The sequence below is a fragment of the Bradyrhizobium sp. AUGA SZCCT0105 genome, from assembly GCF_018129565.1.
In the GTDB taxonomy this organism is placed as follows: domain Bacteria; phylum Pseudomonadota; class Alphaproteobacteria; order Rhizobiales; family Xanthobacteraceae; genus Bradyrhizobium.
Genome location: NZ_JAFCMK010000006.1, coordinates 310,584 through 333,411 on the forward strand (window position 1 = coordinate 310,584; position 22,828 = coordinate 333,411).

A 22,828-nucleotide genomic window follows, 5' to 3' on the forward strand; every position below is an offset into this window, starting at 1 on the left:
ATGATACAGGCAATCGTATTCCTGCCGCTGCTGGGCGCCATCCTCGCAGGCATCATCTCGCTGGTCGGCGCGCATGCGCGCTGCCCGAGCGGCGATACCGTCGACCATCACGACGACGCGCATGGCGACGCCCATGCTTCTGACGCCCATGCCTCGGCGGCCCACGACGATCACGGCCATGATGACCATGACCACGACGACCACCACGTCGCCGAGCCGGCGGCGGCGGGCTCCCGGCTGGCCGAACTGATCACCACGGGTCTCTTGTTCGTGTCGGCGGCGCTGTCCTGGTTCACGCTGGTCGATGTCGGCTTCATGCACCATGACGCGCGCGTCGTGCTGCTGCCCTGGATCACCTCGGGCGACCTGCAGGTGGCCTGGACGCTGCGGGTCGACACCCTGACCGCCGTGATGCTGGTCGTGGTCAACACCGTGTCCGCGCTCGTTCACCTCTATTCCATCGGCTACATGGACGAGGATCCGAACCGGCCGCGCTTCTTCGGCTATCTCTCGCTGTTCACCTTCGCGATGCTGATGCTGGTGACCTCGGACAACCTCGTGCAGCTGTTCTTCGGCTGGGAAGGCGTGGGTCTCGCGAGCTACCTCCTGATCGGCTTCTGGTACCAGAAGCCGTCGGCCAATGCGGCGGCCATCAAGGCTTTCGTGGTCAACCGCGTCGGCGACTTCGGCTTCGCGCTCGGCATCTTCGCGATCTTCGCGCTGGTCGGCTCGACCGATTTCGAGACCATCTTCCACGCCGCGCCCGGGCTGACCGGCAAGACCATCGACTTCTTCGGCTGGCATCCCGATGCGCTGACGCTGACCTGTCTGTTCCTGTTCATGGGCGCGATGGGCAAGTCCGCCCAGTTCCTGCTGCACACCTGGTTGCCGGACGCGATGGAAGGCCCGACCCCGGTGTCGGCGCTGATCCACGCCGCGACCATGGTCACCGCCGGCGTCTTCATGGTGGCGCGGCTGTCGCCGCTGTTCGAGCTGTCACCGACCGCGCAGGCGGTGGTGATGTTCTTCGGCGCGACCACGGCGTTCTTCGCCGCCACGATCGGCCTCGTGCAGAACGACATCAAGCGCATCGTCGCGTACTCGACCTGTTCGCAGCTCGGCTACATGTTCGTGGCGATGGGAGCGGGGGCCTATTCGGTCGGCATGTTCCATCTATTCACGCACGCCTTCTTCAAGGCGCTGCTGTTCCTGGGCTCAGGCTCGGTGATCTACGCGATGCACCACGAGCAGGACATCCGCAACATGGGCGGCCTGTGGCGCAAGATTCCGTACACCTTCGCGGTGATGGCAATTGGCACGATGGCGCTCACTGGTGTGCCGGGCTTCGCCGGCTTCTTCTCGAAGGATGCCATCATCGAAGCCGCTTATGCTTCGCATAATCCAATTGCGATCTACGCCTATCTGCTGACGATCGTCGCCGCCGGCCTGACCTCGTTCTACTCTTGGCGCCTGATCTTCAAGACGTTCTTCGGCCAGCCGCACGACCAGAAGCACTATGAGGCGGCTCACGAGAGCCCGTTGTGGATGCTGGTTCCGATAGGCATTCTCGCGGCCGGGTCGATTCTCGCCGGCTATCCGTTCAAGGAGGTGTTCGCGAGCCCTCACGGCGTCGAGGAATTCTTCCGTGAGTCAGTGAAGATGAATCCTCACATCCTCGAAGATATGGAACATATGCCGTTCCTGCTGGGGCAGCTGCCGTTCGTCATGATGGTGCTTGGCTTCCTCGTCTCTTACATCTTCTACTATGCAAGGCCGTATCTGCCGGTCGAGCTCGCGAACCAGCAGCCGATGCTGTACCAGTTCCTGCTCAACAAATGGTACTTCGACGAACTGTACGACTGGATCTTCGTGCGCCCGGCGAAGTGGCTCGGCTACACGCTGTGGAAGAAGGGCGATGGCTTCGTCATCGACGGCTTCGGTCCGGACGGCGTCTCGGCCCGCGTGCTCGACGTCACCCGCAACGTCGTGAAATTGCAGACCGGCTACCTCTATCACTACGCGTTCGCGATGCTGATCGGGGCCGCCGGATTGATCACCTGGTTCATGTTCGGCTTGGGAGGCCAGTAAATGACAACCTGGCCCATCCTTTCCGTCACGACCTTCCTGCCGGCGGTCGGCGCGATCCTGGTCTACCTGCTGGCGCGGGGCGGCGACGAGACCGCGAGCCGCACGGCGCGCTGGATCGCGCTGTGGACCACGCTGATCACCTTCGCGGTGTCGCTGATCCTGGTCGCGCGTTTCGATCCCGCGCAGTCCGACTTCCAGTTCGTCGAGAAGACGTCCTGGCTTGCCACCGGCATCACCTATCACATGGGCATCGACGGCATCTCGCTGCCGCTGATCATCCTGACCACCGCGATCATGCCGCTCTGCATCATCGCGAGCTGGAAGTCGGTGACGCAGCGCGTCAGCGAATACATGATGGCGTTCCTGATCCTGGAAACGCTGATGGTCGGCACCTTCTCGGCGCTCGACCTCGTGCTGTTCTATTTGTTCTTCGAGGGCGGCCTGATTCCGATGTTCCTGATCATCGGCGTCTGGGGCGGTCCGCGCCGGGTCTACGCTTCGTTCAAGTTCTTCCTCTACACCTTCCTCGGCTCGGTCTTGATGCTGCTCGCCATCATGGCGCTGTACTGGAACGCCGGCACCACCGACATCCCGACCCTGATGCACACCGCGGTGCCGCGCTCGATGCAGACCTGGGCGTGGCTCGCCTTCTTCGCCTCGTTCGCGGTGAAGATGCCGATGTGGCCGGTGCACACCTGGCTGCCTGACGCGCATGTCGAGGCGCCGACGGCGGGCTCGGTGATCCTGGCCGCGATCCTGCTGAAGATGGGCGGCTACGGCTTCCTGCGCTTCTCGCTGCCGATGTTCCCGCTGGCCTCGCACGACTTCGCGCCGTTCGTGTTCACGCTGTCGGTGATCGCCATCATCTACACCTCGCTGGTGGCGATGATGCAGGAGGACATGAAGAAGCTGATCGCGTACTCGTCCGTCGCGCATATGGGCTTCGTCACCATGGGCATCTTCGCGGTGACCACGCAGGGCGTCGCCGGCGGCATGTTCCAGATGATCTCGCACGGCATCGTCTCCGGCGCGCTGTTCCTCTGCGTCGGCATCGTCTACGACCGCATGCACACCCGCGAGATCGCGGCCTATGGCGGCCTCGTCAATCGGATGCCGCTCTATGCGATGACCTTCATGGTCTTCACCATGGCCAATGTCGGTCTGCCGGGCACGAGCGGATTCGTCGGCGAGTTCATGACCTTGCTCGGCACCTTCAAGATCTCGCTGCCGACGGCGTTCTTCGCCACCACGGGCGTGATCCTGTCGGCCTGCTACGCGCTCTGGCTCTACCGCAAGGTGGTGTTCGGCGCGCTGGTCAAGCCGTCGCTGATGTCGATCAAGGATCTGACCTTCCGCGAATGCGTGACGCTGTTCCCGCTGATCGCGCTGACCATCCTGTTCGGCGTCTATCCGAAGCCGGTGCTCGACATGTCGGCCGCCTCGGTCCAGCAGCTCGTCAACAATTACAACACCGCCGTGACTGCCGTGAAGGCAGCCGCGCTGGTTACGCAGTAAGGCCGCCGCCATGAGCTTTTCCAGTGCAGGTTATCAGTTGCAGCCGGTGCTGCCGGAGCTGGTGCTCGCGGTCGGCGCTATGGTGCTGTTGATGATCGGAGCTTATCGCGGGCAGGGGACGACCCGGCTGATCACCGCGCTCGCGGTGTGTCTCCTGGTGCTGACCGGCGTGCTGGAGCTCTGGCTGCCGGCCGGCAAGCTCGTCACCTTCGGCGGCAGCTTCATCGTCGACGACTTCGCCCGCTTCCTGAAGATCCTCGCTTTGATCGCCTCGGCGGCAACGCTGATCCTATCGACCGAGTACCTGTCCCAGCCATCGACCCGCAATTTCGAGTTCTCGATCCTGGTGCTGCTATCGACGCTCGGCATGATGGTGCTGATCTCGGCCGGCGACCTGATTTCGCTCTATCTCGGCCTCGAGCTGATGAGCCTTGCGCTCTACGTCGTCGCCGCCAGCCAGCGCGACAATGCCAAGTCGAGCGAGGCCGGCCTGAAGTATTTCGTGCTCGGCGCGCTGTCGTCGGGCATGCTGCTCTACGGCGCCTCGCTGATCTACGGCTTCACCGGCACCGTCAGCTTCGCCGGCATCGCGGCCGCCGCAACCACCGGCAGCATCGGCATCGTGTTCGGCCTGGTGTTCCTGCTCGCCGGCCTCTGCTTCAAGGTCTCGGCGGTGCCGTTCCATATGTGGACGCCCGACGTCTATGAGGGCGCACCGACGCCGGTGACGGCGTTCTTCGCCTCGGCCCCGAAGGTCGCGGCGCTCGCCGTGTTCACCCGTGCGACGTTGACCGCGTTCCCGGGCATCGTTACCCAGTGGCAGCAGATCCTGGTGTTCGTGGCGATCGCCTCGATGGCGCTGGGCTCGTTCGCCGCGATCGGCCAGTCCAACATCAAGCGGCTGATGGCCTATTCCTCGATCGGCCATATGGGCTTTGCGCTGGTCGGCCTCGCCTCCGGCACGGTCGAGGGCGCGCAGGGCGTCTTGATCTACATCGCGATTTATGTCGCGATGACGCTCGGCACCTTCTCGATCATCCTTGCCATGAAGCGCAACGGCCAGGCGCTGGAGCAGATCAGCGATTTCGCCGGCCTGTCCCGCACCAACCCGCTGATTGCCTTCGTCTTCGCGATGCTGCTGTTCTCGCTGGCCGGCGTGCCGCCGCTCGCCGGCTTCTTCGGCAAATGGTACGTGTTCGTCGCCGCGATCAAGGCCAACCTGTTCACGCTCGCGGTGATCGGCGTGCTGACCAGCGTGGTGGGCGCGTTCTATTATCTGTCGATCGTCAAGGTGATGTATTTCGACCAGCCGCTCGGCAAGCTCGACCCGGTCCGCGTCGAGCTGCGCACCGTGCTAGCGGTCGCAGGCATCTTCAATATCTTCTTCTTCGCCTATCCCGGACCGCTGGTGAGCGTGGCCACGGCGGCGGCGAAGTCGCTGTTCTAAAGCACATGATCCCGAAAACAGGACGCTGGCTTTCGGATCGGATCATGCGCATAACCTCACTATGACCTTCACGCTCGGACCCCGGGCCATTGCGGCGGGCTATAAGCTCGCCGCCTTCGATCAGATCGGCTCGACCAATGCCGAGGCGATGCTGCGCGCGCGCGATGGCGAGCGCGGGCCGATGTGGTTCGTGACGCCGGAGCAGACCGCTGGCCGCGGACGCCGTCAGCGGGTCTGGGTCGCACCGCGCGGCAATCTCGCCAGCAGCATTCTGGAGGTGACCGACGTTCAGCCGGCGGTTGCCGCGACGCTCGGCTTTGCCGCTGGGCTGTCGCTCGAAGCTGCGTTGCGGAAGGTTAGCATCGAGGCGGCGCTGCGGCTCGGGCCGGACAGCCCGAAATTCACCCTGAAATGGCCGAACGACGTGCTGGCCAACGGCAAGAAGCTCTCGGGCATCCTGCTGGAGGCCGAGGCGGTCGGCGACCGGCTTGCAGTCGTCGTCGGCATCGGCACCAACGTCGTTGCGGCGCCCGAGGGCACGCCGACGCCTGCGGTATCGCTCGCTGCGCTCGGCATCCAGATCGGTGCGGAAGAGCTGTTTGTGGCATTGTCGGATGCTTGGGTCGAGTTTCGCGGCATCTGGGACGATGGCCGCGGCTTCCCGGAGATCCGCAGGCTTTGGCTGGAGCGCGCAGCCGGCCTCGGCGACAGGGTCGCGGTCCAGACCGGCACGGCGACCGTTGAAGGTACCTTTGACACCATCGACGACACCGGCTGCCTGATCGTCCGCACCGTGGCCGGGCAGCGCTTGCCCGTAACGGCCGGCGAGGTCTATTTCGGCACCGCAGCCACAGTGAGGGCCAACTGATGGCGCGACCTGACGAGCTTACCTTTGCACCGCTCGGCGGCGTCGGCGAGATAGGCATGAATTTGTCGATCTATGGGCTCGGCAACCGCCACCAGCGCTCGTTTCTCGCGGTCGATCTCGGCGTCTCCTTCGGCGACGAGGAGCATCTGCCGGGCATCGACCTGATCATGCCGGATGTGCGCTTCCTCGAGAAGGAGCGCAACAATCTGATGGGCCTCGTGCTGACGCACGCCCATGAGGACCATTTCGGCGCGATCATCGATCTCTGGCCGAAGCTCGGCTGCAAGATCTACGCGACGCAGTTCAGCGCGGCGCTGTTCGAGGCCAAATGCGCCGCCGAGCGCAATCCGCCCAAGATCCCGATCACGGTGATCCCGTCGGGCGGGCGGGTCGATATCGGCCCGTTCAATGTCGAGTTCATCCCGGTCGCGCATTCGATTCCGGAATCGCACGCGCTGGCGATCAAGACCGATGTCGGCACCGTGCTGCACACCGGCGACTGGAAGATCGATCCGACGCCGATCATCGGCCTGCCGACCGACGAGCGGCGGCTGCGCGAGCTCGGTGACGAGGGCGTGCTGGCGCTGGTCGGCGATTCCACCAACGCGGTGCGCGACGGGCGCTCGCCCTCGGAGACCGAGGTTGCCGCCACCATCAAGAAGCTGGTCAAGGCGGCCAAGGGCCGGGTCGCGGTCACGACCTTCGCCTCCAATGTCGCCCGCGTGAGGGCGGTGGCAGACGCTGCGAACGCCGCCGATCGCGAGGTCGTCGTGGTCGGCCGCGCCATGGAGCGCGTGGTGCAGGTCGCGCGCGAATGCGGCTATCTCGACAGCTCGCACAAATTCCGCAGCACCGACTATTACGGCCATTTCCCAGCCGACAAGGTGCTGGCGCTGTGCACCGGCAGCCAGGGCGAGCCCCGCGCCGCGCTGGCGCGGATCGCCAACAACGATCATCCGCAGGTGACCCTGAACAGGGGCGACACCGTGATCTTCTCCTCCCGCACCATCCCCGGCAACGAGAAGGCGGTCGGCGGCATCATCAACGGGCTGGTGACCCAGGGCGTCGAAATCATCACCGACCGCGAGCATCTGGTGCATGTCTCCGGCCATCCGCGTCGCGACGAGCTGCGCGACATGATCTCCTGGGTGCGGCCGCAGCTCCTGATCCCTGTGCATGGCGAGGCGCTGCATCTCGCCGAGCACGCCAAGCTGGCGCGCGCCGCGGGTGTCCCGAAAGTCCTGACCTGCCGCAACGGCGACCTCGTCAAGCTCGGGCCCGGCGATCCCGGCATCGTCGGCGAAGTGCCATCGGGGCGGCTCTACAAGGACGGAACCATCCTTGAGGACTCCAAGTCGCGCGCCGTGGTCGAGCGGCGGCGGATGGGTTTCGCCGGCTGCGCCTTCGTCGCCGTCGCCATGACCGCGCAGGGCGAGATGGTCGACGATCCCGAGGTTGATCTCGTCGGCATGCCGGAGAAAAATGCCGCGGGCGAATTGTTCGACGACATCGTGTTCGATGTCGTGGTATCGACGATCGAGGGCCTGCCCCGGCCGCGGCGCCGCGATCCGGACGCACTCGGGGAATCGGTGCGCCGTGCGGTGCGGGCCGCGCTGAACGAGCAGTGGGGCAAGAAGCCGATCTGCGTCGTGCACGTTCTGACGGTCTGACACACGCCTTCAAGGCGTGCGCAACGACAAAGGGAGAGAGATATGCTGGGCCGCCTCAATCACGTCGCCATCGCGGTCAAGGACGCCAGGCAGGCCGCCAAGATTTACGGCACGGCGTTCAATGCCGAGATTTCCGACGCGGTACCGCTGCCGGAGCATGGCGTCATCACCGTGTTCGTGACGCTGCCCAACACCAAGATTGAGTTCATCGAGCCGCTCGGCGAGGCCTCGCCGATCGCGAAGTTCGTCGAGCGTAACGCCGATGGCGGCATCCACCATGTCTGCTACGACGTGCCCGACATCATCGCGGCCCGCGACCGCATGATCGCCGAGGGCGCGCGGGTGCTGGGCGACGGCCAGCCGAAGATCGGCGCGCACGGCAAGCCGGTGCTGTTCTTCCACCCCAAGGACTTTTCCGGCGCTTTGGTCGAGATCGAGCAGGCCTGAGCCCACATGGCGTACCAGATCACCACCGGGCTTGCGATCTACTTCGTCCTTTGGTGGCTCGTGCTGTTCCTGACGCTGCCGTTCGGCATACGCAGCCAGCATGAGGACGGCGTTGGCGCACCCGGCACAGATCCCGGCGCGCCGATCATGGCGCGAATGGGCCGCAAGCTGCTGTGGACCACGCTGATCTCGGCCGTGATCTTTGCGATCGGCATGTGGGCCTATTATGCCGGCTATCTCTCGATCGAGCGGCTGTCGAAGCTGATGGGGATGCCGTTCTAAAACCGACCAGGATCTGGTGCCGATGGAGTGAGGATCAACCTCACCCCGGCGATGCGGAGGAGGCGACCAAGATGAACCTGCAGGCCCAACCAGGCTCCGGGCAGAGCGCCTATCGAATCTTGCGGGAAGCCGATCTGCGGGATTATCTAGCGAGCCTTCCCGCCATCGTCACGCAGCTTGGCGGAGCGCCGGCCGACTGGTCGATCAGCGAGGTCGGTGACGGTAATCTCAACCTCGTCTTCATCGTCAAGGGCACCAGCGGCGGCATCGCCGTCAAGCAGGCGCTGCCCTATGTGCGGCTGGTCGGCGAAAGCTGGCCGCTGCCGCTGTCGCGGGCGCATTATGAACATCTGGCGCTGGTGCATCAGGCGCGGCTGGCGCCAAAACTCGTGCCGGCAGTGCTGCATCATGACGCGCCGCTCGCGCTCACCGCGATGGAGCTGCTCGAGCCCCACATCATCATGCGCAAGGGTTTGATCGGCGCCATGCGTTATCCGCGCTTTGTCGAGGATATCTCGACCTTCCTGGCGCAGACGCTGTTCTTCACGTCCGATCTGGCGCTGTCGGCCGCGGAAAAGAAGCTGGGGATCGCCGATTTCGCGGGCAATCACGCGCTCTGCAAGATCACCGAGGATTTGATCTTCACCGACCCCTATCGCATCGCCGAGCAGAACCGCTGGACCGCGCCGTATCTCGACGCGACGGCTGAGGCGTTCCGCGAGGATCTCGACCTGCATGTCGCGATCTCCAGGCTCAAGCTGAAATTCATGGCGAGCCCGGAGGCGCTGCTGCACGGCGACCTGCACACCGGCTCGATCATGGTCACCGAAACCGAGACCAAGGTGATCGACCCCGAATTCGCCTTCTATGGCCCGATGGGTTTCGACATCGGCGCCGTCATCGGCAATCTCTTGATGGCCTATCTGGCCTCCGCCGGCCATGAGTGCACGGCGGGCGAGCGCGCCTCGTTCGAGGCGTGGCTGCTCGAGACCATCGAGGGTGTCTGGACAGAATTTTCGCGCGAGTTCCTCGCGCTGTGGCGCAACGAGGCCAAGGGCGACGGCTATCCGGTGTCGCTGTTCGCAGGTGAGGCGGGGGCCGCGCGGCTGGAGGCCGAACGACAGAGCTACATGGCGCGGCTGTTTCAGGACACCGTCGGCTTTGCCGCGGCCAAGACTATCCGGCGCATCCTGGGCCTTGCGCACAACATCGATTTCGAGTGGATCGCGGACGCGAAGCAGCGCGCGATCTGCGAGGCACGGGCCCTCAAGCTCGCGCGCAACATGATGCTGGAAGCAGCATCCTACACGACGATCGGCACAGTCACCTACGCGGCGCGAGAATTGCGCCACTGGCAGCCGGATTTTGCCAGATAACCGGAAGTATCGATCGTCGTGTGCGGCAATTTGAATTCGCGTCCACGAGGATCGGCAAGGAATGTTCGGCGAGCCGTTCCGCTGACCATGAGGGGTTATCCCTGGCGGTCGCGGGGTTTGTTGGTACGACCTTTGTCACCCCTCGAAGCCTGCCGCTGAGGAACTAAGATCAAGCCGCAGCGGCATGGACTAGCTTTCGGCCGGACGCACGAAACAGAGAACGCCGGCCTCAGGCGTGAAACAGACCACGGCGCGGTTCGTCGGGTTGTCGGTTCTGTCGATGATCCTGTTTGGCGGGACCCGCAGCCAAAATGGCGCCGACAACTTCCAGCGACCATCGATTAGTACTTCGTAGCCGTCTCGGTCCTGTCGGAACTCAACAGTCCGGCAATCTGCAATCGAGCAGCACGATGCACCGGTGCCTGGTTGCTTCAGGCTCTCAAACCATGGGGCAAGCGCGGGATTTGGGCTATGGGGCGGTGCTGCTACCGCGGCCTGACTTAGAGCAAGCCCGGCCGCAATGGCGATTTTCCTGCTAACCCTCCCGGTCATATCGCGATGCGCCGTCGCCGCTGACAAAAGAGTAACCCTCCGCCGCCCGGCGGAGGTTAGCGCCGACCGGGCTGGGCTTGTTCGGAAATGTCATTGCAGTTGCTGCAGCGCATGGGTGCGGAAGTGACCATGAGCGGACGTTCGGCCCGTCGGCCTCGACAAGTTTCATGAGCGAACAGCATTGACGCCTGATGCGGGCTCTGCGGGCCATTTGCGGGTCATGGGATAATGCCGAGGCTCCGCCCCGCCGCCACCGGCCGAACGACGCCATAGCCGTAATCGTAATTGGGCACGGCGCCACCCGCAGGCAACGCCGTCGCCTGCAATACTGCAATCATGGCTGCCGGATCCGTCGCCGTCGGTGGCTGCCGGGTTCGCAGCGCAGCGATGCACCCGGAGGCGATGGCGCATGATGTAGACGTTCCGGTGTCCGGCTCGAAGCCGCGCGGGCCCCGTAGCACCTTCGAGCCGAGAAACTGCGTGTAGGCAGTGATGTCCGGCTTTTGCGGAGGCATGCCCGCGATAGAAGGTCCTTGTGAGGAATAACAGACGCGCGCGTCGTGAATGTCGCAACCGGCGAGCGTCAGCACTTCGGTGTATGCGTTGGCGCCCATGATCATTCCCGCCGTGCGCTGCAGACATACAGCACTCGGGCATCCGTTCCCGCAATTGCCGGCGGCGAAAACCACGTCGGCTCCGAATGCCGTAAGCAACCAGATGTACAGCGCGAAGGGGTGATTGGGATTGTCGATGTAACGCCTCGGATCGTTGGCCGGAAATTCGTCGAGGCTCGGATGAAAGATGCCCCAACTGTTGTTGACCACGAGCGCGCTCTGCGAAATGGAGCCGATGATCGCCCAGCGCCAGATCAGGACCAAGTAGCCGCGCATCATTTCCCCGATCGTTGCGCTGACGGTGTGCTCCCCGGCCGGCCGCCCAAGCAGCAACGGATAGTCGAGCAGCGTCACGTTCGGGGCAATCGCGAGCACGCCATAGGCACACATCGTGCCATGTCCGATGCGATTGAGGCCCGGCGTCGTCGCCAGGGTCGGTGGCGTCCAGGAATTGCCGACATCAAGGGCCGGGTTGAAGCCAAGCCGCTTGGCAAGGTGCGGTCTGCAGATGCCGGTATCGACGATGGCGACGGCAACGCCTCCACCATAAAGTCCGTTGTCCTGCAGCGTCGTCGTGTCGAGGTCCTGCCGAACCTGGTGGGTGTCGCCTGTGGCCTGGTTTGCGGGCGGTAAGGCATAGTTGCCGCTTAGATCCGGGTCGGACCAGACCGGCTCGCCATCGTTGAAATTCGATTTCGCGAGGCTCGCGGGAGCAACGTAGGCGCGGATCAGGAATTTCCTCGATTTATCGAGCGCGAGGAGCGAGCGCGCCTTTTTGCCCCTGTCGTTGACAGAGATCGCTGGTCGGCGATCGGCGCCGTCCCAGATCGGCACGGCGCCGAATTCAGTGTCGACGACAAAGTCGTGCTTCGCGTTCGCGTCGGCGTAAACCCGCATTTGCTCGGCCGGGCTCCGGCCCTCCAACATGTCATTCGCAGCCTGGACCAGCGTGTCGTGCTGATTGCGCTGCGCCAGCACCCGTACATAGCCGGTGGGCATTTCCCAGGGCTTCATGGCTCCCTCCCGGTCCAGTGGTTCAGGTTGGGCGCGATCTCGCTACCATTCGGTCTGCGCGAGCGCGAACGTGGCGGCATAGAACGGGCAAGCCGTGAGGAAGGGTTTCAAGGCGAGCGCTGACCTGGCGCCTGCATCAATGTCCTCGCGATAATGCAATCCCGCGATCATCCGGTTCATCGCGACTCGCGCAGCCAACGCGCTCAATGCCTGGCTGTATTGAGGCAGCAGGTCGGCAAGGCATGCGGACGTGAGCGTGCCGATGAGCGCATGCCCGGCCGGATAGGCTGGATGCCCCGGGACCGCGACCGGCGGATACAGTGTCGGGCAGACCTGGTTTGGTCGCGGCTGGTACCAATAGGGTGGGGGGGCGGCACCAGCCATGTTCGAATACTGGAGCTTGAGCTGGACCATCGTGAACTCGCCGATCCGGGCCATGATCTTCATCAGCAGGAACGTGTGCGGGTAGGATGCGGCATTGATGTTGAGAAGCTGCAGCCAGCGCAGCTGAAAATTCTGATCTTCCTCCACGATTTCGCCCAGCGCTTCGGGTCGCTCCGCGACCGCCAGCACAAGGAGTTCGTCGATCATCTGCGTCGTGACCGGGTAGGTGGGGGGTGGTAGCGCGACCGCCGCCTGCCAGTGCTGGCCTCCGATCTGCTGCGCCAGGAATTCGGGCAGGATCGCCGTGGCGCGCAAATCCGGATCCCATTCCGCTTCCGTGAACTTCGCGTTGTACGCCCGTGGTATCGCGATCTCGGCAAGGGGCCGGTCAGCCCGCATGGCATAAACGGGCGTTGCATTGCCGCCACCCGAGCCGCCTGTCCAGTTGCCTCCGAACCCGCTTCCGAACCAATTGCCCCCCATCACGGACCTCCTGTCGTTCGCTATGAAAATGCACCACGACTTCAGTCTGGCAAACCCGCCTGCCGCAAATGATCGATGAAGCGCTCCCGCAGACCTTCTCTGAATGGGCACCGCTCACTGTAGGCCGAAAGTTGGAATCGAGGTTGTATCTCAAGAAGAGTCTTGGCGACGGCCCGCGCTTCTGCGCCTCGGCCACTCGCAACATAGGCCGCTGCCAGGACACGCAAGTTGGCGGATAGCCGTCCGTTTAAAGCAGCGGTCTTGCGTGCCCAGACGACCGCCTCATCGAAATTGCCACTGATGTAATGCGCTTGGCCGAGGAACATCAGGTAAAAATATGCCTGTGTGTCGGCCGGCGATAGACGCAATCCCTGTTCAGCGCGCGTGATCGCCGATCGCCCCTCCTCAAGGTAGCCGTATACGCCGCTGCTAAGCGTCCAAGCCATAGCATTTCCGGGCGACGCGCTCAATGCTCTATCAAAGAGGTCGAGCGCCGCATCATAGTCTTTGAATAAAAGTGCTTTGGTGTGCCCAAGAACGGCCAACGCGAAGCCGTCAGCCGGCGCACGATCGACCGCGGCAGCGGCAAGGCGTGCACTTTCCGCCGCGTCGGGGCCGCCCTCGGCGCCCCAGCCTTGTGCGACATTGTGAATGTGCCAAAGCGCGGCATAGGCATAGGCGGTCGCATAATTCGGATCCGAAGCGATCGCGGCCTGCAACAATTCGCCCGCTCGGCCGAAGTCGAAGAAATTCATGCGATACATGAAGTCGATCGCCTTCATGAGCAACTCATAGGCATTGAGATTGTCCGAACGCTTGCGGAGCGCCCGCTTCAGCTCCGCCTCGCGGACCTGGGGAGCAATACTCCACACGATGCGCGTGGCAATGCGGCTCTGAAATTCAAATAGCTCGGAGACATCGCCGTCATAGTGATCTGCCCACAGCACGATGCCGGCTTCGACGTCCTTCAACTCCACTCCAATGCGAAGCTGCTTGTCGGCCCGGCGGATGCTGCCGCTCAAGACGTAACGGACGCCGAGTTCTTGGCCGACCTTCTGGCTGTCGACCGGTCCGGTACGATAGGGAAGCGTGGACATGCTTGAGATGACGAACAGGCCACGGATGCTCTGAAGCGCCACAACGATCTCGTCGGCCGTCCCATCGCCGAAGTAATCGTCCTCCGGGCTTCCTTGCGTACGAAACGGCAGCACCGCGATGAAGGGCACCTTGGCCTGACGGCTCGCCCGGCTTGGCGGCAATCGCTCGGCCTCCGGCAGCAGGAGAGAGTAAGCGTGGACGGGTCGCGAAAGGTGCTTGAGCCGGAGCAAGCCGAGATCTTCGACAGCTACCTCGAGCCGGTCCTTGATCTCCTGGAACATCTCATCTGAAATTATGACGCCGCCAGCCGGCGCTGACTGCTCGAGCCTCGCCGCTATGTTGACGCCCTTTCCGAAAATGTCCTCCGATTCGACGATGGTCTGTGCAACGTTCAGACCCATCCGGAATTGTATCTTCCGATCATGTCCTTCTCGGCTCTGCACCGCGGCCACTTCATGCTGCAAGGCGACCGCGCACCGCGCGGCATCAAGCGAGGAATCGAACGAGGCGAGATAGCCGTCACCCGTATTCTTCACGATCTTGCCGCGATAGGAGACGATGCACGGGTTGATCACGCCAAAGCGAAGCGCGCGGAGGCGGACGTGAGTGGCTTCCTCCGCCACTTCGGTGAGGCGAGCATACCCGACGACATCAGCAGCCAGAATAGCGAGCACGCGCCTCTTCGGCGGAGATTCCCCAGTACTGACCCCCGGATGGATCACCGCTATTGCTCCGCGACGTTGCCGAACATGATCAGCATAGCATGACTTGACGCCATTGACAGCGCTCGCCGAACGCCCTGCATTCCAGGACAAATCGACCGTGCTTGCGCGCGGTCGGCGGCTTGGGGTTCGCTGAGGGCGCCCATGCCACTGAGTTGCCCGACGGCGCAAGCCCTCGTAGCAAAAGTATTTCGCTTTATCAGAAGGGCAACTCAATATATGAATCCGCCCGTCTCACCCGATCGAGGGTGCGCTTCGCGGTCGTCACGAACGTGGGTCGAGATGCGGTGGACGCCGAATGCGCAGTCGACGAATGCGCATGATGCGGACGGCGAAGTCGTGCAGGCCTGACGCCCTAGTGGTAGGTGTCTTTTCGCGAAGCGCGATGCGCCTTGCGAGAACGGTGACAACAAAGCCCGGTCTCGCCGGGGAGAGCACGTATAAGCCGTAAGCCATCGCGCAGGGAAGGCCGGGTTGTTTCCGGTTACACCTGTGGTCCTACCCCCGTGCTTTCTATCCTATGCACGGGGCCCATGGGTGCGATCGGCACCCGGCTTTCCCTGCGCCCTCTTCAAGAGAGAGGGCGGAACGAAGAGCAAAGCTCGGGCAAATCATGTCGCGAGAACGCGAAGCTGCGTCCCCATACTCATCGTCGTCCTGGCGAAAGCCAGGACCCATTACCCCGAATGATCATTGTTGCGCGACGCTGGGATGACGAGTCCCGTTCACAATTCACGCGGCGGCGTATGGGTCCTGGCTTTCGCCAGGACGACAGCGGTGGATGTGTCGCGATATCGACAACTGGAGAGGACGAGCGCTTCCATCACCATGATGCTGAGCCGGCCTTAGCCAGCTCACTCCGCCGCCTGCTCCCGTAACCGCTGCGCGTAGACGTTGATGATCAGCGCGGCGAGCAGGATCAGGCCGCGGATCAGGATTTTCAGGAAGCTGTCGATATTGACGTGGTCGAGGCCGTTGTTGAGCACGCCGAGCACGAACAGGCCGACGATGGTGTTGCCGATGCCGCCGCGGCCACCGAACAGGCTGGTGCCACCCACCACAACGGCCGCGATCGAATCCAGGAGATAGGTGTCGAACTCGTTCTGCTGCGCGCTGCCGAAATGCGCGACGCCGAGCATGCCGCCGATCCCGGAGCAGACCGCCGAGATCACCATCACGCTGCCGAGGATGAGCTTGACGTTGAGGCCGGCAAATTCCGCGGCCTCGCGGTTGCCGCCGACCATGTAGACGTAGCGGCCGAACCGCGTGTAGGTCAGCACGAGATGGCCGCCGAGCAGCATCACCGCGGCGACGATCACGATCCAGGGGATGCCGCCGATCGAGCTCGAGCCGAGCGTCGTGATCAGCGGCGGCACCTTGTAGGCGATCTGGCCGCGCACCAGGAGCGCCGAGACGCCGGCCGCGATCTGCATCATGGCCAGCGTCATGATGAAGGAGGGGATGCCGATGATGGTCAGGCCCAGCGCGTTGACGAGGCCGAGCAGTGCGCACAGCGCCAGCGCCAGCAGGATCGCGGCAAAGCCCGACATCGGGACATTGGCGATGTTGACGTAGGACTCCTGCAGCGTGAAGTACGCCACCGCAATGCCGGTGACGTTGGCGATGCTGGCAATCGACAGGTCGATCTCGGCGCACAGGATCACGAAGGTGAGGCCGACGGCGATGATGCCGGTGACCGACACCTGCGTCAGGATATTGCCGAGATTGTCGATAGTCGCAAAGGAGGGGCTGGCGATCGCGAAGAAGCCGCTGAGAAAGATCAGCGTCAGGAACGGCGCGATGTTGCGCATCTGCGAGCGCAGGAACGGCGCCAGCCCGCGTGGCCGCTTGTGATCGGCTGGGCTCGTCGCGCTGTCACTGCTCGCCATCATCCCACTCCATTAGGCCGCCTCGAGCAGCCGATCCTTGCTGACCGCTTCGCCTGCGAATTCGCGCACCACCGCGCCGCGCTTGAGCACCAGGATCCGATCGGCCAGCGACAGCACCGTTTCCGGCTCGGTCGACAGCACGATGATTGCAAGGCCCTTGGCGCGGAGGTCGCGCACGATGTTGATCACGTCGTTCTTGGCGCCGACATCCATGCCGCGGGTCGGCTCGCACAGCACCAGCAGGCGCGGCGGGTAGGTCAGCCATTTCGCCAGCGCCACCTTCTGCTGGTTGCCGCCGGAGAGCATGCCGAGATCAAGGCCGACCACCGGCGGCCTGATCTGCAACTGCTCGACCTGGCGCTGGGCGATGGCGCGCTCGCGCACAGGCTTGAGCAGCAGCGCCGAGATCCGCTCGAGGATGCTGATCGAGATGTTCTTGTAGACCGGCTCCTGGTGGAACAGCATGGCGCGGCGGCTCTCCGGCACCAGCGCGACGCCGGCCCGCCGCGCCGCCGCGGTGCTGCGGAATGTTTTGGCGGAGCCATCGACAACAAGCGTTCCGCCGTCCGGCCGGAGCTTGCCGAACAGAATCCGCGACAGCTCCAGTTGCCCGCAGCCCATGAAGCCATAGATGCCGAGCACTTCGCCGGCGCGGGCCTCGAACGAGACGTCCTGCAGGCTGCGGCGCAGCGAGAGCTGAGCGACCTTCAGCACCGTCGAACCGCCACCGGGTTGCGGGAGCATCAGGTCATCGGTGTAGCTGTGCTCCAGCGCCTCGCCGCCGCGGCCGATCATGGCTTCGATCAGCGCGCCCTTGGTGGTGTCCTTGGACGCGGTCTCGGCGATCTTCCGCCCGTTGCGGAACACGGTCACCACGTCGGAGACCCGCAGGATGTCCTCGATGAAATGCGAGATGAAGACGATGCTGGTGCCTTCGTCACGAAGCCTGTGCAGCGTCGTGAACAGGCGTTCGACCTCGGGCGGGGAGAGCGCGGAGGTCGGCTCGTCCAGGATGATGATGCGCGCGCCGGAGAACAGCACGCGGGCGATCTCGATCAGCTGCTGCAGGCCGATCGGCAGGTCGCCGAGCCGCGTCATCGGATCGACGTCGATGCCGAACCGGGACAGCTGCTCGCCGGCCTCGCGCGCCATCCGCCGCCATTGCACGAAGCCGAGGCGGTTGGTCGGCTGGTTGCCGAGAAAGACGTTCTCGGCGACGGTGAGATCAGGCGCGACGCTGAGCTCCTGATGCACCATGCCGATGCCGGCGGCGTGCGCGTCGCGGGTGGAGCGGAAGCGGGTTTCCTTGCCGTCGAGCACGAAACGGCCGGAGAACTCCGGATGCACGCCGGCGATGATCTTCATCAGCGTGCTTTTTCCGGCGCCGTTCTCGCCGACGAGACCATGGATCTCGCCGGCGTGCAGCGCGAAGTCAACCCCACGAAGGGCTTCGACACCGCCGAAGGCCTTCGTGATCTGGTCCAACTCGAGGATCGGGGAGCGTCCCTGCGACATGCGGACCGCTCAGATCAGGAAGTGATCCTCCATCCATTGCATGCCGGCGGCGTTGGCCTTGGTCACGACGGGACCATCGGTCACGACGTTCTTCGGAATCCCCTGGCCGCTCTTCTCGCCGCCGACCACGGCTGCGACGCCCGCCACGATCGCGCCGCCATGGATGCGGCAGGACGGATTGCGCACGGTTGCGTACATGCGGCCTTCGCTGACCGCCTGGATCGCCGGCGGCATGGCGTCGACGCCGCCGATCAGGATGTTGGTGCGGTTGTGCGCCTTCATGATGTTGGCGGCGGCAAGCGCCATGTCGTCATTGTGGAAGAAGGCGGCGTCGATCTGCGGATACTTCGTCAGATAGGTTTCCCAGAGCCGGGCGGTCTTGGAGACGTCCCAATCGGCGGGCTGGGTATCCAGCACCTCGATGTTCGGGAACTGCTTCACGACGGAGTTGAAGCCCTTGGCGCGGCCCTGCGCGCCGGTGTGGCCGAGCGCACCCTGGGTCATGATGACCTTGCCCTTGCCGCCGATCGCGTTGCACAGCGCCTGCGTCACCGAGGCGCCCATGAACTCGTTGTCGGGGGCGAGGAACGAATGGACATTGATCTGGTCGAGCGGCGCGATCAGCGTGTCCATGTCGATCACGGGGGTGCCGGCGTCGATCATCTTCTGCACCGGCTGGGTCAGCGTGCCGATGCCGAACGCCTGGATCGCGACGAAGTCCCATTTCTGCGAGGCCATGTTGTCGATCGCTGCGCGCTGCTTGACGGCATCGAGCTGGCCGTCGAACCATGTCACCTCGACATTGAACAGCTTGCCCCAGAATTCGGCGGCCTGCTTGCCCTGCGCGCACCATGTCGCCTGCAGTCCGGCGTTGGAGAACGCGGCCTTCAGCGGTTTTTCCGAACGTCCCATTTCGGCTGCGAGCGCGGACGTCACGCCCATTCCGCCGAACAGGCTGGCCGCAGCTCCGCCTGCCGCCGCCAATTGCAGAAGATCGCGCCGAGTCGTCGACGCCTTGTCCATCCCCTTGTCGGTCCCTGGCATTGTTTGCTCCCTCTTGGTTTTTCTGACCGTCGGCGTCAGTTGCACGCGCCGCGGATAAAGGGAGTGTGTCACAATCGGAACGGTGACGCTACGCCTTCGCGTCCACGAGATGTTTCTGCTGCAGCACGATGGCCTCGATGTCGCGAAGCAGCTTGTGCCACGCAGCATCGACGTCCGCAGACCATTGCTCACCGAGAATGTCGCGCAAGCAGTCCGCGATCACGGCAAAGAATGCGACGAACAATTCGCGCGGCGTCCCATAGGCATCATGCGAGAACACCTCGGATTCGATCAGGCGAAAATGTCCGCGGCGCTCGCCCACGAAATCGAGGATGGCTTCGATCGCGAGCTGCAGCATCGAGCCTTTCACCGGCTCGCTGCCTTCGGTGCGAAACATCGCCTGCGCCTCGGGATGTTCGCGAAACAAGCGCTGGTACACCAACGGCGTCAGATCATCGCAAGCCGCTGCTGCGAGTTCAAAGCTGCGTTCGATTGGATTCGACGATGGAGTCATAGCGCTTTGCGATCATCACATAAAAAAAGAGCAGGGCTCCAAGCCCTGCTCCAAAAATTGTGTCGACCCTATTTGCCCCAAAAATTCGGTTTGATCTTGATTGATGGGGTGACGCTGCTTGTGCGCGTCGGGCTCCTCCCGAGACTTGGACCACCAGGACACACCTCGCGGCTGGCCTGAGCCCGAATTGGTAGACTATCTTTCCAGCCTTGTCATCATTTTCGGCAACGATTGTTCAAATTTCGAGCAATTTGCGAAATGATTGGGATGGTGCCACCGGCAGTTGCGAAAGCGAGCTGAAAACACGTGACAGGGTAAGGGGATACAAAGGCCTGTGGAGTGGCCGTAACGCAAGTGTCACGCCCGGCAATTTCCGTCAGCCGGAAGAAACGAGCGATGTCGATGATCTCGACTTCCGACGGCTGTGGTGGTTAGTTCCGTCCCGGATGGGTTTTGCGATGCGCCGGCGGCTGAAGATTTTTCTGCCCATAGTCCTGGTTGCCCTGCTGGTGCAGATTTTCGCACCGATCGGGGCCTGCTGGGCGGCGAGCTTTGCCGCGTCCGACCCGCTCGCGGCCGCCACCATCTGCCATGGCAATGCCGGCTCCGGAGCCGGGCAGGGTGACCAGTCCGGTCATGATGCCCATGACGGCTGTTGCTCCGCATGCAGCGTGCTGCAGACCGGTGCGCCCGTTGATAGCCCGGAGACGACGGCTCACGCCGTCGAGCGGCCTTCGACGCGGATCGCCTGGCTTGATTTCGCCGGCGAGTTCGATCGCTCGCAGGCGCGCCTGTCCGCGCAAGCCCGCGCGCCGCCGGTTTTTTCCTGACGACGTTCTCGCTGCCGGTGCGCGTCGCGCGTCGGCGAGTGCCTTAGAGCAAGCCGGCCGCAGAGCCGGTGTCAGGATTCATCCATGTTTCGACTTCATCCGCGGGCCGGAGCCAGTGCGCTCACGCTGGGCCTCGGGCTTTCCATGCTTACAAGTTGGGCAGAGGCCCAGACGACGCTGCCGTCCGTCACGGTCGATGCGCCGCAGGCCGCGCGAGCGAAACCGGCAAGGTCCAAGCCGAAGACGCGCGCGGTTGCCGCCCGGCGGCCCGCACGGCCGCTGGCGCCCTTGGCCGTGGCGGCCGGCCGCGCGCAGCGCATCACGCCCAGCGCGGCGCGGGACAGCCTGAACCAGGGGCCCGCCGGTCAGACGCAAACCACCGTCGATCGCAGCCAGTTCGACAATCGGCGGTCCTTCTCGGTGGCGGACGTGTTGCGCGACAGTCCCGGCATCTCGATCAAGCAGGGCAACGGCCCGCGTGATTTCGGCATCTCGATCCGCGGGTCGAATGCTCGCAATGGCTTCGGCATCCGCAACCTCGTGATCTTCGACGACGGCTTTCCGGTCACTCAGCCAGACGGCCTGTCTCGCAGCGACCTGATCGATCCACACGCCTATGGCGCGATCGACGTGGTCCGCGGGCCATCATCGGCGCTCTACGGCAACTATGCGACCGGCGGCGCGTTGAATTTCCGGACCCGGCCGGGCGGCACGATCGACGGCGTGGAATACGGCGTCGACGGCGGCAGCTTCGGCTATCTCAACAACTATCTGGCCGCGGGCAAGAAGGTCGGCAATTTCGAGGGCTCGCTGTTCGCGAGCGACGCGCGTGGCGACGGCTATATCGGCAACAGCTGGTTCAATACCCAGACTGTCAATTTCCTCGGCACGTTGCAGGTCACGCCGGACGATCGTTTCACGTTCAAGCTGATCAATAATGACCTGACGGCGCGCCTGCCGATCCGCTCGTCGCTCAATCAGTTCAACCAGAACCCGTTCCAGCAGGGCTGCGCGACCGGAACGACGGCCGCGCCGGGGTGTGGAACCGTGACCTTGTTCAACAACGGGTTCAATTCGGCGGCAGGGACCGACAAGGAGACCGCTGTCCAGGCGGGTCTTGGGCGCGATGATCGCCGTACCATCGTCGGCGGCCGCTGGGAGCACGACTTCGACAACCAGACCACCTGGCGCAACCAGTTCGTCTTCGACGACCGCAATATCAGCCAACCGACGGGATCGACGAGCGCAATCGGTAACTTCCCGTCCTACAACTACATGAGCGACGTCGTCAGACGCGGCGACATCTTCGGGATGGATTCGACGGCCTATTTCGGCGGCTTCTACAATACGCTCACCGCTTCGAGCGACACGCGCAATGTGGTGCCGGGCGGAAATGCGACGCCTGGAAGCCTGTCCAGCAATCTGTTCAGCACGACGACGAATTACGGCCTTCGGGCGCGCGAGGAACTAAAGCTCACCTCTGCGTTGACAGCCGTTGCCGGTATCGGCTGGGAGACCACCAACCTCACGGGGCGAAACACTGCCTATACCTACACCGGCGCGGCCGGGGCGACGACCACGGCGATCACGGCCGCGGATCGGCAATTCCAGAATACCGCGCCTGAGCTTGCGCTGCTCTACCGGCTGAACAGCGACTGGCAATTCCGCGGCCGCGTGGCAACCGGCTATGGCACACCGCAAGTCAGCAATCTCTTCGTCCTGCCGAGCGGCGCTTCGGGCAATAACACGCAGCTGCAGACGCAGAAGAATCTGGGCTACGACATCGGCGCCGACTGGACGCCAAACAATGCGCTCAAGGTAAGCGTCACCGGGTTCTATGAATTCTTCAAGGACGAGCTCGTCTCGCAGGCAACTCCACAATCGGGCATCTCCTACACGTTCAATGCGCCGCGATCGGAACATCGCGGCGTCGAACTCGCCGCCGACTGGAAATTCCTGCCGGGCTGGCGGTTCTCGGCCGCCTACACCCATCTCGACGAGGTCTACACGGAATACGTCGAGAACATCACGAACGGCACTGTCTTCAGCTTCAATCGTGCCGGCAACAAGATTCCCGGCATCTCGCCGAACGAACTCACGACGCGGTTGGGCTACGACCAATTGTCGGGTCCGTTGCAGGGACTGGGCGGGCTCGTCGAGGTCCAGTGGAAGGATGGCTTCTACATGGACAACGCCAACCTCTTGAGGGCGCCCGGCTATGAACTCGTCAATCTCAACCTGCACTACACGACCGGTCTCGTCTCCGATTATTTCAAGACGCTGAATCTTTACGTCGAGGTGAGGAATGTTTTCGATCGGACCTACGTGGCTTCGGCGAACAACATCACGAATTCGGTGACCGCGGCGGGCATTCAAAATCCCGCGAGCGTACTGGCGAACTCGCCCAACTCGATCTATGCCGGATCGCCGCGCGCTTTCGTGGCGGGCATGAAGATTGCGTTCAAGTGAGGAGCGC

General features: G+C 63.5%; 17 protein-coding genes. 10 read left to right on the forward strand and 7 right to left on the reverse strand.

Annotated features, from left to right (window positions below; genetic code table 11):
* The 8 genes from nuoL to mtnK all read left to right on the forward strand — a co-directional run bounded on the left by nuoL (nucleotide 1) and on the right by mtnK (nucleotide 9,693).
* Nucleotides 1-2,088 (forward strand): NADH-quinone oxidoreductase subunit L, encoded by a 2,088-nt coding sequence (gene nuoL / locus JQ573_RS27550; protein ID WP_212314861.1) that lies wholly within the window; start codon nucleotides 1-3, stop codon nucleotides 2,086-2,088.
* Nucleotides 2,089-3,603 (forward strand): NADH-quinone oxidoreductase subunit M, encoded by a 1,515-nt coding sequence (locus JQ573_RS27555; protein ID WP_212314858.1) that lies wholly within the window; start codon nucleotides 2,089-2,091, stop codon nucleotides 3,601-3,603.
* A gap of 10 nt (nucleotides 3,604-3,613) precedes the next feature.
* Complete coding sequence (nuoN, locus tag JQ573_RS27560) at nucleotides 3,614-5,050, forward strand: NADH-quinone oxidoreductase subunit NuoN (protein ID WP_092114636.1); 1,437 nt, start codon at nucleotides 3,614-3,616, stop codon at nucleotides 5,048-5,050.
* Between the two features lie 61 nt (nucleotides 5,051-5,111).
* Entirely contained in the window at nucleotides 5,112-5,918 is an 807-nt protein-coding gene (locus JQ573_RS27565) for a biotin--[acetyl-CoA-carboxylase] ligase (protein WP_212314856.1), read from the forward strand.
* Nucleotides 5,918-7,588, forward strand: coding sequence for a ribonuclease J (locus JQ573_RS27570; RefSeq protein WP_212314854.1), 1,671 nt, complete (start codon nucleotides 5,918-5,920; stop codon nucleotides 7,586-7,588). The genes JQ573_RS27565 and JQ573_RS27570 overlap by 1 nt, the downstream gene beginning before the upstream one ends.
* Nucleotides 7,589-7,630: 42 nt before the next feature.
* Entirely contained in the window at nucleotides 7,631-8,035 is a 405-nt protein-coding gene (gene mce, locus JQ573_RS27575; RefSeq protein WP_092114633.1) for a methylmalonyl-CoA epimerase, read from the forward strand.
* 6 nt (nucleotides 8,036-8,041) lie between these two features.
* Nucleotides 8,042-8,317: a DUF1467 family protein gene (locus JQ573_RS27580; RefSeq protein WP_212314852.1), complete on the forward strand. Its 276-nt coding sequence runs from the start codon at nucleotides 8,042-8,044 to the stop codon at nucleotides 8,315-8,317.
* A 71-nt stretch (nucleotides 8,318-8,388) separates the two neighbouring features.
* Nucleotides 8,389-9,693 carry an S-methyl-5-thioribose kinase gene (mtnK, locus tag JQ573_RS27585; RefSeq protein ID WP_212314850.1) on the forward strand — a complete coding sequence of 435 codons (1,305 nt, stop codon included), beginning with the start codon at nucleotides 8,389-8,391 and terminating at the stop codon, nucleotides 9,691-9,693.
* 770 nt (nucleotides 9,694-10,463) lie between these two features.
* Here the strand turns inward: mtnK and JQ573_RS27590 are convergent.
* The 7 genes from JQ573_RS27590 to JQ573_RS27620 form a co-directional block, all read right to left on the reverse strand.
* Complete coding sequence (locus JQ573_RS27590; RefSeq protein WP_212314849.1) at nucleotides 10,464-11,873, reverse strand: S8/S53 family peptidase; 1,410 nt, start codon at nucleotides 11,871-11,873, stop codon at nucleotides 10,464-10,466.
* Between the two features lie 42 nt (nucleotides 11,874-11,915).
* Entirely contained in the window at nucleotides 11,916-12,740 is an 825-nt protein-coding gene (locus JQ573_RS27595; RefSeq protein WP_212314847.1) for a phosphatase PAP2 family protein, read from the reverse strand.
* Between the two features lie 41 nt (nucleotides 12,741-12,781).
* Nucleotides 12,782-14,512 carry an adenylate/guanylate cyclase domain-containing protein gene (locus tag JQ573_RS27600; RefSeq protein WP_312011646.1) on the reverse strand — a complete coding sequence of 577 codons (1,731 nt, stop codon included), beginning with the start codon at nucleotides 14,510-14,512 and terminating at the stop codon, nucleotides 12,782-12,784.
* Between the two features lie 902 nt (nucleotides 14,513-15,414).
* Entirely contained in the window at nucleotides 15,415-16,449 is a 1,035-nt protein-coding gene (locus JQ573_RS27605; RefSeq protein WP_212314841.1) for an ABC transporter permease, read from the reverse strand.
* Between the two features lie 12 nt (nucleotides 16,450-16,461).
* Nucleotides 16,462-17,964 (reverse strand): sugar ABC transporter ATP-binding protein, encoded by a 1,503-nt coding sequence (locus tag JQ573_RS27610; protein ID WP_212314840.1) that lies wholly within the window; start codon nucleotides 17,962-17,964, stop codon nucleotides 16,462-16,464.
* A gap of 9 nt (nucleotides 17,965-17,973) precedes the next feature.
* A complete protein-coding gene (locus tag JQ573_RS27615) occupies nucleotides 17,974-19,008 on the reverse strand; it encodes a sugar ABC transporter substrate-binding protein (RefSeq protein WP_212314838.1) in 1,035 nt (344 codons plus the stop codon).
* Between the two features lie 88 nt (nucleotides 19,009-19,096).
* Complete coding sequence (locus JQ573_RS27620; RefSeq protein WP_212314836.1) at nucleotides 19,097-19,522, reverse strand: globin; 426 nt, start codon at nucleotides 19,520-19,522, stop codon at nucleotides 19,097-19,099.
* Nucleotides 19,523-19,731: 209 nt separating this feature from the next.
* On the opposite strand from JQ573_RS27620, the gene JQ573_RS40360 reads away from it, so the two are divergent.
* Nucleotides 19,732-20,352, forward strand: a complete 621-nt coding sequence (locus tag JQ573_RS40360; protein WP_249132401.1) for a DUF2946 domain-containing protein — start codon at nucleotides 19,732-19,734, stop codon at nucleotides 20,350-20,352.
* Between the two features lie 84 nt (nucleotides 20,353-20,436).
* Nucleotides 20,437-22,821: a TonB-dependent receptor gene (locus tag JQ573_RS27630; protein ID WP_212314834.1), complete on the forward strand. Its 2,385-nt coding sequence runs from the start codon at nucleotides 20,437-20,439 to the stop codon at nucleotides 22,819-22,821.
* Nucleotides 22,822-22,828: the final 7 nt, after the last annotated feature.

Coding starts and splice junctions, on each gene's coding strand:
- nuoL (WP_212314861.1), top strand. CDS start 1: ATGATACAGGCAATCGTATTCCTGCCGCTGCTGGGCGCCATCCTCGCA.
- JQ573_RS27555 (WP_212314858.1), top strand. CDS start 2,089: ATGACAACCTGGCCCATCCTTTCCGTCACGACCTTCCTGCCGGCGGTC.
- nuoN (WP_092114636.1), top strand. CDS start 3,614: ATGAGCTTTTCCAGTGCAGGTTATCAGTTGCAGCCGGTGCTGCCGGAG.
- JQ573_RS27565 (WP_212314856.1), top strand. CDS start 5,112: ATGACCTTCACGCTCGGACCCCGGGCCATTGCGGCGGGCTATAAGCTC.
- JQ573_RS27570 (WP_212314854.1), top strand. CDS start 5,918: ATGGCGCGACCTGACGAGCTTACCTTTGCACCGCTCGGCGGCGTCGGC.
- mce (WP_092114633.1), top strand. CDS start 7,631: ATGCTGGGCCGCCTCAATCACGTCGCCATCGCGGTCAAGGACGCCAGG.
- JQ573_RS27580 (WP_212314852.1), top strand. CDS start 8,042: ATGGCGTACCAGATCACCACCGGGCTTGCGATCTACTTCGTCCTTTGG.
- mtnK (WP_212314850.1), top strand. CDS start 8,389: ATGAACCTGCAGGCCCAACCAGGCTCCGGGCAGAGCGCCTATCGAATC.
- JQ573_RS27590 (WP_212314849.1), bottom strand. CDS start 11,873: ATGAAGCCCTGGGAAATGCCCACCGGCTATGTACGGGTGCTGGCGCAG.
- JQ573_RS27595 (WP_212314847.1), bottom strand. CDS start 12,740: ATGGGGGGCAATTGGTTCGGAAGCGGGTTCGGAGGCAACTGGACAGGC.
- JQ573_RS27605 (WP_212314841.1), bottom strand. CDS start 16,449: ATGGCGAGCAGTGACAGCGCGACGAGCCCAGCCGATCACAAGCGGCCA.
- JQ573_RS27610 (WP_212314840.1), bottom strand. CDS start 17,964: ATGTCGCAGGGACGCTCCCCGATCCTCGAGTTGGACCAGATCACGAAG.
- JQ573_RS27615 (WP_212314838.1), bottom strand. CDS start 19,008: ATGCCAGGGACCGACAAGGGGATGGACAAGGCGTCGACGACTCGGCGC.
- JQ573_RS27620 (WP_212314836.1), bottom strand. CDS start 19,522: ATGACTCCATCGTCGAATCCAATCGAACGCAGCTTTGAACTCGCAGCA.
- JQ573_RS27630 (WP_212314834.1), top strand. CDS start 20,437: ATGTTTCGACTTCATCCGCGGGCCGGAGCCAGTGCGCTCACGCTGGGC.